This window comes from Faecalibacterium sp. i25-0019-C1 (assembly GCF_042854225.1).
GTDB classification, from domain to species: domain Bacteria; phylum Bacillota; class Clostridia; order Oscillospirales; family Ruminococcaceae; genus Faecalibacterium; species Faecalibacterium taiwanense.
The window spans coordinates 796158-808830 of record NZ_AP031428.1 but is presented as its reverse complement, the minus strand read 5'-3'; the positions used below and the strand labels follow the sequence as shown (position 1 = coordinate 808830).

Here is a 12673-nt window from a genome sequence, read left to right as displayed (position 1 = left end):
TTTTGATTCAAAACTGGAAATTCCAGCGTGGAGACATTTTCTTCACCCGTTTCGACAACGCCATCGGTTCAGAGCAAAGTGGGAATCGTCCGGCAGTCGTTCTCCAGAACGATGTAGGAAATTTTTACTCGCCCACGCTGATCGTGGCCACATTGACAAGCAAGGCGGCAAAAAAGTATACCCAGCCGACCCACTGCCTGCTGGTGAACGAGTTTCTCTCCGTACCATCCATCGTTCAGGCAGAGCAGATCTTTACCGTAGACAAAAGCAGGGTGCTGAAATTTCTCGGACACCTCACCCCGGAAGAAATGAGCCGGGTGGATGATGCTGTCCGTGCCAGCCTTGCCCTGAACCCGATGGGGAGCATTCAGCGGCTTCCACCTATCATCCGTTCTACGGCGGCTTACGCGCCGCCTGAGGTGGTTGACGGCAAGCCGCCCATCTATCCCTACACGCCCATCAAATCGTCCTTTGAGGACGCTGGGAGCGTTGAGGACATGATGCTGTACACCGAACTGGAAGCTGCGGTACACGCAATGATCCAGCGGCTGGAATACAGCTTCACATTTAACCCCAGCCTGCTCACCATCCCAAAGCGTAAGCAGCAGGTTGCTGAAATCCTGAAAGAAGCCGAAACGTACATCTGGAGGATCAAGGAGGAAATGCGATGCGCCTGAAAGACAATAACAATCCCTTCATCCATGTCAACCCGCCGTACCAGCTTATGGTCATCCACAGCAGCAAGCTGGTCTATCCCCGCGAACTGTATCAGCGCGGTGTGGAGCGCAAGCGTGTGGAACTGATCGCCGCCCACTTCAACGAATATGTGGCAAATGAGCCGAAGGTCAGTTTCCGTAACGGTCAGTTCATCGTAACGGATGGGCAGCACACCATCGAGGGGCGCATCCTCCGCAACGGCGGCAAGGATCTGCCGATCCTCTGCAAGGTGTACACGGGCATGACCGTGGAGCAGGAAGCCCTGCTCTTTGCCGAGCAGAACGGCTTCTCTGCGCCGCTGACGGCAGGCATCAAGCTCCGTGCCAAGGTGGTGGGCGGCGATGCTATCTCCAAAGCCTTTCTCGCAGCCACCAACCGGGTGGGATTGAGCCTCAATTATGACAGCCAGCAGCTGACCGATTACCGCATCGGCTGCGTTGGTACGGCTTTCCGGCTCTACAAGCAGATGGGCGAACCGCTCTACTGTGAAACGATGCGGCTGATCGTGGCAGCATGGGAAGGCAAGCCGGATTCGTTCCGGGCATCTGTTCTGAAAGGCATGATGCACTTTGTGGAACTGTACCACGGCGAGTTCAGTGAAGAACGGCTGCTCCGTGCGCTGCGCAACATCCACCCGGTCGATATTTACCGCATCGGGCAGGACGACCCCGCAAAGCTGCGCGGATGGAAGAAATACGTTTTCCCCGTCTACACCGCCTACAACGGCAAGTGCAGAAAAGACGCACTGCCGATGAAATTCTGATATTCACAGGCATTCCTCCCATATACACAAGGGGCATCCGCAAACCGCAGATGCCCCTTGTTACATATCAAAGTGCAATATATAGTGTTTCTGTATTCATTTAATACAACATATAGAGAAAAGAGGTATTCTATGCGCTCTCAGTTCACTTCGTATGAGCAGCTTCCCATCACGCTGACAGCCGATCATGTCGCTGCTGCGCTGGGCATCTCCCGCGCCAACGCTTACATCCTGCTCCGTTCGGACGGCTTTCCCACGCTCCACATCGGTAAGCGGATGGTCGTACCCAAAGACCGTTTTCTTCAGTGGATCACGGACAGCGTAAATGGCTGATCTGACATCCTTGATTCAAGAGGTTTCTTTTTCTATACTATTCCCGAAACGACTTGACATCAGGAAGGAGGCAATATGCCAAGCAAACGTTCACACGGCGAGGGTACGCTTCGCCACCGCAGCGACGGTCGCTGGGAATTACGTATGATGGACGGCTACCAGAAAGATGGTTCGCCGCGCTTCAAGACCTTCTATGGCAAGACCCAGAAGGAGGTCAAGCTCAAACTGAAGGAGTATCAGGATGCGCTTATCAGCGGTGTCCAGCTGGACACGATCCTGTACTTTGAGGATTGGGCAGATACATGGTTCGAGGGTCACAGGGATAATATCGCTCCCACGACACAGGAAAGCTACAAATACTGCCTGAAAATGCTCAAAGAGGGATTTTATCATCGCCCCTTGACCGTCATACGCCCCATCGACATCGAAAACTTCCTGAAAGGGATGCGCCGTGACGGACGCTCCGATTCTTACATCAGCAAGGCACGAGGGATGCTCTACCAGATCTTTCAAAAGGCAGAAGCCAATGACCTTGTGCGCCGCAACCCGGTTCGGCTTGCTGAAAAGATGCGGACATCCGGCACTGCAAAGCGCAAGGAAGCCTTTACCACGGCGGAAGTCGCTCACTTAATGAAGGTTCTCCCCGATGACCGCATGGGCTTGAGCATCCGGCTTTTGCTCGGCACTGGAATGAGAATGCAGGAACTTCTGGCTTTGGAGCCGCAGTTTATTGAAGAAGATGGCTCTGTCATTCACATCCGGCAGGCAGTAAAGGTCGTAAAAGGTACGGTCAGCATCGGCAGTCCGAAATCCAAAGACAGTATCCGGGATATTCCGGTGCCGCTGAATGTCCGCCCCTGTGCCATCAAGCTGCGAGATACCACCGACCAGTTCATCTGGGAAAGTCCCAAAACCGGCTTGCCCTGCAATCCCACCCATTTCCGGGATGTGTTCCGCAAATCTCTGGAAGAAGCGGGCGATGTCCGCTTGCTCACGCCGCACAGCTGCCGCCACACCTATGTGTCGCAGATGCAGGCGTTGGGCGTGGACATCCAGACCATCCAGAGCATCGTAGGCCATGCCGATACCGAGATGACTGAGCATTATCTCCATGTTCAGGAATCCATTCGGCAGAGTGCGATCCAGTTGTTCAGCGAGGCGTTTTCGGCCTGAAAATTGGACGGAACAGCACTAATTAGACCAGATAAAATCTTTGGCATTGTGGTCAAAATTGTGGTCAAAACCAAATGAGGTCAGCCCACAAACAAAAAAATCCAACGATTTCTAACGTGAAATCGTTGGATTTATGGTCCGAGTGGCGAGAATCGAACTCACGGCCTCTTGAACCCCATTCAAGCGCGCTACCAAAACTGCGCTACACCCGGATATCTGCAAGCGGTTATCGCTCACAGCTCAATTAGTATACTTGATTCAGGGTGTTTTGTCAAGCTTTTTCTGCCAAGTTTTTGCAAATAAATTTTCAAAACTCCGGCTCGTTTTCCTGCAGCGGCTGATCCCTTGCGGGAAACATTTCAAATTCAACAGTGGCAAGTGCAATTGCAAACACACTCTCGGCACCGGCTGCCAGCAGCGCCTGTGTGCAGGCTGCTGCCGTGGCACCGGTGGTGATCACATCGTCTACCAAAAGCACCTTTCTGCCCTCCACAAGTTCCGTGTCCGTCACCCGGAAGGCACCCGCCACATTGGCAAGGCGCTGCTCAAAGGGCAGGCCCGCCTGATGCCGCTTTGCACGAGTGCGGCCCAGTGCTTTCGGGTACAGCGGTATCCCCAGTGCGCGGGCCAGCGGCACCGCCATGAGCTGCGGCACATTGTAGCCGCGCGCTCTGCCGGATGCCGGTACGGGAACGATGCAGTCGTACCCAAGGGACATGCCTTCCACAAGCTCCGGCCCCGGTTCTGCACCGGCCATATGCATCTCGCTGCCAAAGGCCAGCTTTGCCAGCCAGAGGCCCAGCTCCACCGCCGCCCACGGTGCAGCATGGTATTTTGTATGCAGGATGCCGCGCCGCACACAGCCCTCATACCGGAACGGTGCTGCTGCACCGGTCAGTTCCCCTAAATAATGCTGAGAAGCGTCCAGCCGCATTCCCGGCTTTCTGCGCAGCTCTTCCAGCTCCGCGGCACAATCCGGGCAGACAGGCACACTGCCCAGCACCCGATCACAAAACGGGCAGCGGCGTGGGTACACCAACTGCCTTGCCCCGCGCAGAATGCGGCGCGGGACGCTGTAATAATCCATCAGTCCTTTTTGACGGCCACGATCACGCGCACGCGCTTGCCCGCAGCACAGCCAAAGTTATCGTACCAGCCGGTCAGGTAGTAGCCCTCCGAGTTGACCTCGGTCAGCTTGGTGGCATAGTACTGACCCTTGTACCACAGATACACCTGTGCGTCGTCCGCCATCTCAAAGCGGGTGCCGTTGCTCATGACCGACGCTGCACCCACCTGATCGATCTTCATGGGCATGAGCTGGACCATCGTCCGCACGCTGCCGGTCGTCTCTCTGCGGGCTGCAACACCACCTACCAGCACCGGATATTTGACGTTGGTGGTGAAAGCTACCTGCGAACCATTGACATAGCACACATAGGTAGCACCGCCGCCAATATAGCGGAAGATGGACGCATACGGTTCGCCTACAAGGCTGCCCACCTGCCGCAGACCAAGGCTGAGCAGGCTATCCGTGTTGGCTGTGATCTTCTGCCACAGAGTGGAGAGGATGTCGCCGTTGATCACACCCCACAGCACTTCGCTGGTGGTGGGCACCAGAACATCCTTCAGGTCGTCCACGATCTTATCCTGCGTATCCGTGCTGTCGCTCTTGCCGGTGGAAATGATTTTGGCCAGCGTCTGCAGTTCCGAGTAGTTGACTGCCACATTCTTGATATCATCCAGCACGCCGTAGGTCCACAGGTCGCCGGTGACATCATTCAGGATCAGGCGGTCGATCTCGCCCTTCTCATTCAGCGTATAGTAGCGGACGTTCAGAAGATTCAGGTCTGTCCCCGCTAGGCGGCTGGGACGAACCGTCCCAGCCACACCCTCCGCAGTTGTATCCAGAATCTGTACATCGTCGGCAAGGGCATAGCTGCCCAGTGCCGTTGCATCTGCATTGACCTTGCCGGTAACGACCTTGTTCTCGATGCCGCTCACGGACTCGCCTTCCGGCGTTACGCGGATCTCTACCAGCCAGCCCTTGGGGTAGTTCAGGCTTTTGTCCACATTCACAGTGCGCTGAACACCATCGGTGCACATGACAGCCACGCGCTGCAGCACATCCGCGCCGTTATCTTCCACAAGGCTGCGGGCTGCGCCCTGCACCACGCCGTAGAACACCTCGTCGGCCTCTGCGCCGGTAATAACATCCGCCGCCTCATTGTTCATGCCCAGCAGCAGAGTGACCACTTCGCCCACGCCGCCGCCGTTCAGGCTGGACACCTTGGAAGCCACTGCTGTGCTGCCCAGCTGATAGCTGGTGCCCGCCACGGTAACGGCCGTGGGTGCGCTGGCGCTGGGCGAAACGGCAGTGATGCGGCCTGCTGCTTTGCGGGTGTAGATCCATACAGTCTGCAGACTTTCGCTGTAATAATACACATCGTAGCGGTTCAGCTCTGCAGAAGCCGAGACCTTATCGTTGCGGTAGATGCTCACCGGCGTAAAAGGCAGCTGGGTGCCTTCCGCTGCCACAAAGGGTCCCTTCAGGCTCTTGAGCATTACCGTGGAGGTGTCCACCTGACCGTTCGAAACCGTAAAGCCCAGGCTGGTACCATAGGCGCTGCCAGAGGCGGTGTTTGCCGTGAGGGTGTTATACAACAGCAAAGCACAGTCCTCATAGTTCATGGCCTCGCTCTGGCTGCGGTTCAGCTGGTTACGCAGGCCCAGTTCCTGCGCCTTGTTCAGCTGTGCCGTCGGGAACACGCCGTTGAGGTCGGTCATTTTATAGCCCAGCAGCTTGAGCGCTGCGGTGCAGGCTTCTTCCAGCGTGACCGTATTATCCGGGCGGAATGTACCATCAGTATAGCCGTTTATCCAGCCCTGCTGCACCGCAATGCGCACATAGGGTGCCCACTGAGAGCTGCCGGGCACATCCTTATACAGTGTGCCCAGATTGCCCTGCTGGCTGGCGCTTTCGCGGTAGGCCGAAAAGGAGACCAGCATCTTGGCAAATGCACCGCGGGTGACGGCAGCATCCAGACTGCCGGTCTGGCTGGTATCCATAGCGCCCAGTGTAATGGCCGTCTGGATGGCCGAGTTGTTCAGGCTGGCCGCCGATGCCGGAAGCACCAGCACGGACACAGCCAGGCATGCTGCAAGCAGACATGCGAAAAGACGTTTTTTCATAGGTATATTCCCCTTCCTTGGTGTTTTGCAGTCCGGCGCAACGCCGGCAGAGAAGAGTTCAGTCATAGCGCAATGCTTCAATGGGGTTGAGCCGCGCTGCGCGCTTTGCGGGCAGGTAGCCGAACAGCACGCCAATCCCCACCGAGATGCCAAAGGCCACTGCGATGGAATTGAAGGACGGGCTGACCGTGACCGTTGTGCCGCTGGTGAACATGGGCAGCACCTTGTTTGCTCCCATGGATACGATGTAGCCCAGTGCAATGCCCAGTGCGCCGCCGAGGGCCGAGGTGGTGGCTGCTTCCACCACGAACTGCGACAGAATGGTGCGTTCCTTGGCACCCAGTGCCTTGCGAATGCCGATCTCGCGGGTGCGCTCAGTCACCGACACCAACATGATGTTCATGATGCCAATGCCGCCCACCAGCAGCGAAATGCTGGCAATGCCGGTCAGGATCACAATGACCATGTTGATCATGTTGTTCATTTCCTCCAGCCACTCGCTGGCGCTATAGACATAGTAGCCGTTATCCGAGCCAAGCAGGCGCTGCAGTTCGCTTTCCACCGCAGACTTTGCTTCGTTGGCGCGGCTCTCATCCTCCATGACCGCGGCATAGTTGTTCACCGTGCTCTGGCTGGAAAGGCGCATGGCCGTGGTATAGGGCAGGTAAACGCAGTCGTCATCGCTGCCCTGCTGCATGTCCGGATCGCTGACTTTGGCCGCCAGCACGCCCACGATGCGGAACTTGTTGGCACCGATCTTGAGCGTCTGGCCAAGGCCGTTGCCACCAAAGGCCACACGGTTGAGGTAATCGCCGATGACACACACATGCTTGTTATCCTTCATATCCATGTACTGCAGGCCGCGTCCCTGCGCGATCTGGTAATTTTTCATGGCGGAATAGTTCTCGTCCACGCCGCTGATGTTGGACCAGCGGTAGCTGGTAGTGCCGATCTTCAGCGTGCCGCTGCCGCTGAAATCGATCTGCGGCGAAATGGACTGGATCAGCTCCGGGTACTCCGTGGGCAGCTTGTACATTTCCTCCACCGAAACGGTGCGGGAGCCGTTGCCCCACACCTGCACCGAAAGGGTGTTGGTACCCAGTGCCGAAAAGCTGTCGCGCATGCTTTTGGTCATGCCGTTGCCCAAGCCCACGATGACGATGACTGCCATAACGCCGATGATGATGCCCAGCATGGTAAGGAAGGTGCGCAGTTTGTTGCTCCACACGTTCTGGATGGCCTGACGGAAGGTCTCAATGATCATGCTTTTTCCTCCTCATCCGGCAGCAGCGTGGGCTGCACCACGGCTTCCGGTGCATGGGCATCGCCATCGTAGACCACCCGCCCGTCCTCCAGACGGATGATGCGGTCTGCCTGCACCGCAATGGAATTATCGTGGGTGATGAGCACCACGGTGTGGCCCTCATCGTGCATCTGCTGCAGCATTCCCAGCACTTCGCGGCCGGTGTGGCTGTCCAGTGCGCCGGTAGGCTCGTCGGCCAGAATGACCGCCGGGTTCCGCACCAGTGCCCGAGCGATGGAAACACGTTGCTGCTGGCCGCCGGAAAGCTGGTTGGGGCGGTTCCTGAGCTTATCGCCCAGACCCACCTGCTCCAGCACCTCTTTGGCCCGGGCGTGGCGCTCGGCGCGGCCGATGCCCGCATACACCAGCGGCACCTCCACGTTCTCCATCAGGTTGAGCCTTGGCAAAAGGTTGTACTGCTGGAAGATGAAACCCAGCATCTCGTTGCGGACGGATGCCAGCTCGTTGCGGCTCATCCGGCCAACGTCTTTTCCGTTCAGGCGGTAGGTGCCGTGGGTGGGCACATCCAGACATCCGATGATGTTCATGCAGGTGGATTTGCCGGAGCCGGACTGGCCCACGATGGCCACGAACTCGCCTTTTTCGATTTTCATGGTGATGTGGTCTGCAGCCTTTACCGTGGTGTCACCCATCTGGTAATACTTGCACACCTCATCAAACTCGATCAGAGCGCTCATGCATTCCTCCTGTGTCAGCCCAGATAGACCACGCCGTCTGCCTGAGACGGATTCACGGCATCCTCTGCGGAGCTCTGCTTTTCCTCGGCTTCCACAGGCTCTTCCGCCGGTACGGTCCCGTTTTCCGGTTCTGCTTCATCGACCATGCCGTTCTCAGCATCGGCGCCTTCCTCGCCCTCGGTGCCCTCTGCATCCGCCTCGTAATAGCCGCCGTCGTCATAGTACGTATCGGTACTTGCTGCGGCAGAGTCGTAAGCCACCGTGTCATTGCCGGTCAGCCCGCTGACGATCTGGGTGTAGTTGTCATCGCTGACGCCGGTCTTGACCGGCACATACACATAGCCGTCCGGCGCGATCATGCCCGGGTCTGCGTTGACTGCGCTGGGGGAGTCCTGCGTGACCAGCACATAGCCGCCGCGCACGATGGCAGCGTTGGGCACGGTAAGGGTATTCTTTGCCTGTGCCACCACGATCTCAGCATTGGCGTTCATGCCCGGGCGCAGGCCATCGGTCTCATCAATGCGCACCTTGACCGGGTAGGTGGTGGTGCCGCCGTTGGAGGTACCCTTCATGGAAACACGGGTCACAACGCCGGTATAGGTCTTGTCCGGCACGGCATCCGCCGTGACCTGCACGCTCTGACCCACCGACAGGCTGCTGACCTGCAGCTCGTCCACGTTCAGGGTCATCTCCAGATAGCTCAGGTCAAAGATCGTGCACAGGTCCGAGCCGGCGGACAGCGCGTCCCCGGCCTTGGCATTCTTTTCAATAATGGTGCCGCTGATGGGCGAGGTGATGGTGTAGTTGTTCATGGCCTCCTGCAGATTGTCCATGTTCAGCTCGGCGCTGCGCAGGCTCTCGGCGGCAGACTGGATAGCCTCGGTCAGGTCCTCGCCGCTGATCTGCAGCACGATATCGTCCTTGTTCACGGCTCCGCCTTCCGGCACATTGATGGCCGTCACGGTACCGGCGGCAAGGGCAGTCAGGGTGCGCTCCGCCTGATACTCAAAGCACTTGGCGGCAATGCAGTTCACGCCATTGATGGTTGCCGTTGCTGCCTGCGCAGTGGTCAGGCCGCCTGCATTGCGCACAGCAATGGTCACGGTGCGGGTGAGCAGGTTGCCGGTGCTCAGGGCATCGGTGCCGGTCACAGCGGTCACGGTGCCAGTCAGCATTTCAAAGGTGCCGTCCAGCGTCACCTCTGCGCTCTGGCCCACCGAGAAGGTGGCGGCATCTGCTGCCGGGAACTCCAGCCGCAGCACCATTTTGGAGCTGTCACGGATGACCGCCACTTCCTGACCGCTGGTCACTTCGTCGCCCTTGGCCACCTTGAGGGCACTCACAACACCTGCCACCTCGGCGCGGACATACTGGCGGTCTGCCGTCTTGTCGTAGCTGCGCTGTGCCTGCTGCAGAGCAATGGACGCCTGCTCCGCCTTGGTGGTGGCATCGGAGGAGTCCACCGTGTACAGCACGGTGCCTTCCTCCACGATGTCCCCTTCCTCAAAGCTGCTGGTCAACACCTTGCCCGCTACCAGCGACTTAACATTATACGTATTGGCAGGGTTCAGAGTGCCGGTTCCGCTGAGGGTGTTGGACACATCCCGCTTGGACGGCGAGACCTGCACATAGTTGATGTCCTTATTGGCGTTCTGTGCCTTGTCCGGGCGCAGGATGAACCATCCGCCCAGCACGGCCACGCACACCACCGGCACCATCCATTTCCAGTTCTTGCGGAAAAAGGCTGCTGCTTTGCCGCCCTTCGCTGCGGGCTTTGCCTCACCCGCAGCCGTCTGCTGTACCGCAGCATCCTGCTTCTTTTTAAAGATCATGCTTGCTGTTTCCTCCTGTATCTTTCAGGGCATGCCCTGGTTTCGGTATCGGGCGCAGGCTTTGCAAAAGCGCGCGATAAAGAGTTTATTGTTAGTTTATCGCATTTTCGTCTATTACACAAGCGTCTAAATTTTGTTTTGACGCATTTGTGTCAAAGTTTTACCCAACTTTCACACCGTGCCCTCTTTTGCCTTCCAGACAAAACAAAAGAGACAGTGCCCTGCTCTTGCAGGGTACTGCCTCTTTTTTGAAGCACGATCTTTATTCAGCTGTAGTTTCCACTACCACATACACCCCGGCAGGGACGCATGCAGCCCATGCGCCGTCCTTGTCCAGCCAGCCGAATTGCTCGCACACGTGGTCCGGGCACTGACTGTCCAAGAACGCGATGGCACCATCCTTTACCTGCAGATGCACGACATAATTGCCCACATCATACAGGTAATCGTGGTCTGTATCCAGCGGCAGAGTCTCGGTGATGCCATCGCCAAAATCGACGGTGGCCTGCAGGCCGCTGCCCTTGCTGCTATGTGCTGCGCGCACGCCGAAATACAGCGCTGCTGCCAGCACAAGGATCACTGCAGCAAAGATCAGGTTCTTCATCCATGGCTTCAGGCCTTTGGAGCCGGAAGCGTTTTCAGGTGCTTTGCGGGTACTCATGCAGCGTAGTCGCTGGCAGCCTTACCTGCAATGCGGCCAAACACGGTGAAGTCTGCAACAGCGTTGCCGCCCAGACGGTTTGCACCGTGCACACCGCCAGTGACCTCACCTGCTGCAAACAGGCCCGGGATCACAGTGCCGTCCTCCTTGAGGACTTCGGTGTTGGTGTTGATGGTCAGGCCGCCCATGGTGTGGTGCACACCAGCAGTGACCTTGATTGCATAGTACGGAGCAGTATCCAGCGGGTTTGCAAAGCTGGTGCGGCCAAAGTCGGGGTCATTCTTGGCCTCAACATAGCCGTTCCAAGTCTTCATGGTCTCGGCAAAAGCAGCCTCATCAACGCCCATTGCCTTGCCCAGCTCCTCGTAGGTCTCGCCGGTCACGGTGTAGCCCTTCTTGATGTAGCCCTGAATGACGCTGGAAGCATCGACCATAGCCTGATCGACCACCAGCCAGCTGTAGCTGCCGGTCTGAGCGATCTCAGCAGCAGAGACCACGTCACGGGTGCCCACTTCGTCGATGAAGCGCTTGCCCTCAGCGTTGATCAGCACAGCGCCGTCGCCGCGCAGACCCTCGGTGATCAGGGCAGCGGTGTTGGCCTCAACGGTGGGGTGGATCTGGATCTGGTCCATATCCACGGTGCCAGCACCGATGGCGGTGGCCATCTCAATGCCCTGACCCTGAGCGCCGGCAGCGTTGGTGGTCATGAAGCCCTTCAGCTCAGGCTTGTACTCGACAACCATGTCCAGATTTGCGCCGAAGCCGCCGGTGGTCAGCACCACAGCCTTGGCGTTCACAGTGACGGTCTCGCCGGTAGAACCGGTGGCCTTGATGCCCACAGCAGCGCCGCTCGCATCGGTCAGGATCTCGTTGGCGGTGGTGTTCAGCAGGATCTGAACGCCAGCCTTCTCACAGTTCTCCTCCAGCAGGGGGATCATGTAGGAACCGACGGAAAGGGTCTTGCCCTCTGCGTCCACAGGGCGATGGATGCGCTTGACGGATGCACCGCCAAAGCTGGAAACGCTGTGCAGGGTGATGCCGTGCTCGTCCAGCCAGTCGATGGCATCAGCAGAGTTGGAGCACAGGGTCTCCACCAGAGCAGGGTCGTTGATGCCCTTGCCGCCGATCATGGTGTCCAGCTCCATCAGCTCAACAGAGTCGAAGTAGCCGGTGGGGTTCTTCTGGTACTCTGCCCACTGCTCAGAGACGGTCTTTGCCAGAGCGGTGATGGTCTCGTTGTCAGCGTACTTTTCAGCAGCGGTCTTCAGGGTCTTTTCGACACCGGCAGACTCGCCGAACTCGTTCTCATCCTGATACACGGTCTTGCCGGCGTTCATGCCGCCGGTAGCGCGCACAGAGTTGCCGCCCACCATGGCCTGGCTCTCCACGATCACAACGCTCTTGCCCTCGGCAGCAGCGGTGATGGCAGCGGTCATGCCTGCGCCGCCTGCACCCACGATGACAACGTCAGCGTCAATGGTGGAATCCTCGGCCTTGGTCTCGTCGGCCTTGACCTCGATCTTATAGTCGTCAGCGTTCAGGCCAGCGGCAGTCAGGGCAGCGGCTGCTGCCTCCTTGATGGCGTTGGAGGTGATGGTCGCGGTGGACACGCCGTCCACGGCGATGCTGCCGGTCTCAGCGATCTGAGCGGGCAGCTGCTCCAGTGCCAGCGTACCGATGCCGGGGGTCTCGTCCTTGCCCTCAGCGGTGCAGCCGGTGATCTTGCCGTCTTCCAGCGTCAGGGTAACGGTAACGTCGCCGCCCATGCCCTTGGCAGTGCCGGTGAAATCGCCGGACACGCCGCCTGCGGTGGAAGCGGACTTGCTGCCGCAGCCGTAGCCCAGCAGACTGACACCCACAACAACCGCCATGGCCAGCGCAGCCACGCTCTTGCGGATCTGATTCTTTTTCATTGTTTCTTCCTTCTCATATTCGGGTTGCTTGTGTTCGGACATCTATCAGCAAAAAAGGGGGAGCTGCTCATTCGGAAAGCAGCTTCCCCCT

Annotated in this window: 11 protein-coding genes and 1 tRNA gene; 4 read left to right on the top strand and 8 right to left on the bottom strand. The window is 58.1% G+C overall.

All coding sequences use genetic code 11. From position 1 onward, the window contains the following. Nucleotides 1-2: 2 nt before the first annotated feature. The 4 genes from ACGHUK_RS03955 (at nucleotide 3) to ACGHUK_RS03940 (ending at nucleotide 2986) form a co-directional block, all read left to right on the top strand. A complete protein-coding gene (locus ACGHUK_RS03955; RefSeq protein WP_223474485.1) occupies nucleotides 3-677 on the top strand; it encodes a type II toxin-antitoxin system PemK/MazF family toxin in 675 nt (224 codons plus the stop codon). Continuing rightward, complete coding sequence (locus ACGHUK_RS03950) at nucleotides 668-1480, top strand: DUF6551 family protein (protein WP_390575090.1); 813 nt, start codon at nucleotides 668-670, stop codon at nucleotides 1478-1480. Before ACGHUK_RS03955 ends, ACGHUK_RS03950 begins: the two co-directional genes overlap by 10 nt. Nucleotides 1481-1612: 132 nt before the next feature. Further along, complete coding sequence (locus tag ACGHUK_RS03945; protein WP_005927005.1) at nucleotides 1613-1813, top strand: helix-turn-helix domain-containing protein; 201 nt, start codon at nucleotides 1613-1615, stop codon at nucleotides 1811-1813. A 75-nt stretch (nucleotides 1814-1888) separates the two neighbouring features. Beyond that, complete coding sequence (locus tag ACGHUK_RS03940) at nucleotides 1889-2986, top strand: site-specific integrase (protein WP_252264321.1); 1098 nt, start codon at nucleotides 1889-1891, stop codon at nucleotides 2984-2986. Nucleotides 2987-3120: 134 nt separating this feature from the next. On the opposite strand, the gene ACGHUK_RS03935 is transcribed toward ACGHUK_RS03940, so the two are convergent. The 8 genes from ACGHUK_RS03935 to ACGHUK_RS03900 form a co-directional block, all read right to left on the bottom strand. Further along, nucleotides 3121-3198 (bottom strand) — tRNA-Pro (locus ACGHUK_RS03935). Nucleotides 3199-3293: 95 nt separating this feature from the next. After that, nucleotides 3294-4073 (bottom strand): ComF family protein, encoded by a 780-nt coding sequence (locus ACGHUK_RS03930; protein WP_390575087.1) that lies wholly within the window; start codon nucleotides 4071-4073, stop codon nucleotides 3294-3296. After that, entirely contained in the window at nucleotides 4073-6175 is a 2103-nt protein-coding gene (locus ACGHUK_RS03925; protein WP_044953515.1) for an S-layer homology domain-containing protein, read from the bottom strand. The genes ACGHUK_RS03930 and ACGHUK_RS03925 overlap by 1 nt, the downstream gene beginning before the upstream one ends. A gap of 58 nt (nucleotides 6176-6233) precedes the next feature. Beyond that, the gene (locus tag ACGHUK_RS03920; RefSeq protein WP_005940518.1) at nucleotides 6234-7439 is read right to left on the bottom strand and encodes an ABC transporter permease; all 1206 of its coding nucleotides are present in this window, start codon (nucleotides 7437-7439) and stop codon (nucleotides 6234-6236) included. Beyond that, entirely contained in the window at nucleotides 7436-8176 is a 741-nt protein-coding gene (locus tag ACGHUK_RS03915; RefSeq protein WP_005940521.1) for an ABC transporter ATP-binding protein, read from the bottom strand. The genes ACGHUK_RS03920 and ACGHUK_RS03915 overlap by 4 nt, the downstream gene beginning before the upstream one ends. Before the next feature lie 14 nt (nucleotides 8177-8190). Further along, nucleotides 8191-10008, bottom strand: a complete 1818-nt coding sequence (locus ACGHUK_RS03910) for an HlyD family efflux transporter periplasmic adaptor subunit (protein ID WP_390575084.1) — start codon at nucleotides 10006-10008, stop codon at nucleotides 8191-8193. A gap of 262 nt (nucleotides 10009-10270) precedes the next feature. Beyond that, the gene (locus tag ACGHUK_RS03905) at nucleotides 10271-10669 is read right to left on the bottom strand and encodes a NusG domain II-containing protein (protein ID WP_005940526.1); all 399 of its coding nucleotides are present in this window, start codon (nucleotides 10667-10669) and stop codon (nucleotides 10271-10273) included. Next, nucleotides 10666-12582, bottom strand: a complete 1917-nt coding sequence (locus ACGHUK_RS03900; RefSeq protein ID WP_390575081.1) for a flavocytochrome c — start codon at nucleotides 12580-12582, stop codon at nucleotides 10666-10668. Before ACGHUK_RS03900 ends, ACGHUK_RS03905 begins: the two co-directional genes overlap by 4 nt. Nucleotides 12583-12673: the final 91 nt, after the last annotated feature.

Coding starts and splice junctions, on each gene's coding strand:
- ACGHUK_RS03950 (WP_390575090.1), top strand. CDS start 668: ATGCGCCTGAAAGACAATAACAATCCCTTCATCCATGTCAACCCGCCG.
- ACGHUK_RS03945 (WP_005927005.1), top strand. CDS start 1,613: ATGCGCTCTCAGTTCACTTCGTATGAGCAGCTTCCCATCACGCTGACA.
- ACGHUK_RS03940 (WP_252264321.1), top strand. CDS start 1,889: ATGCCAAGCAAACGTTCACACGGCGAGGGTACGCTTCGCCACCGCAGC.
- ACGHUK_RS03930 (WP_390575087.1), bottom strand. CDS start 4,073: ATGGATTATTACAGCGTCCCGCGCCGCATTCTGCGCGGGGCAAGGCAG.
- ACGHUK_RS03925 (WP_044953515.1), bottom strand. CDS start 6,175: ATGAAAAAACGTCTTTTCGCATGTCTGCTTGCAGCATGCCTGGCTGTG.
- ACGHUK_RS03920 (WP_005940518.1), bottom strand. CDS start 7,439: ATGATCATTGAGACCTTCCGTCAGGCCATCCAGAACGTGTGGAGCAAC.
- ACGHUK_RS03915 (WP_005940521.1), bottom strand. CDS start 8,176: ATGAGCGCTCTGATCGAGTTTGATGAGGTGTGCAAGTATTACCAGATG.
- ACGHUK_RS03910 (WP_390575084.1), bottom strand. CDS start 10,008: ATGATCTTTAAAAAGAAGCAGGATGCTGCGGTACAGCAGACGGCTGCG.
- ACGHUK_RS03905 (WP_005940526.1), bottom strand. CDS start 10,669: ATGAGTACCCGCAAAGCACCTGAAAACGCTTCCGGCTCCAAAGGCCTG.
- ACGHUK_RS03900 (WP_390575081.1), bottom strand. CDS start 12,582: ATGAAAAAGAATCAGATCCGCAAGAGCGTGGCTGCGCTGGCCATGGCG.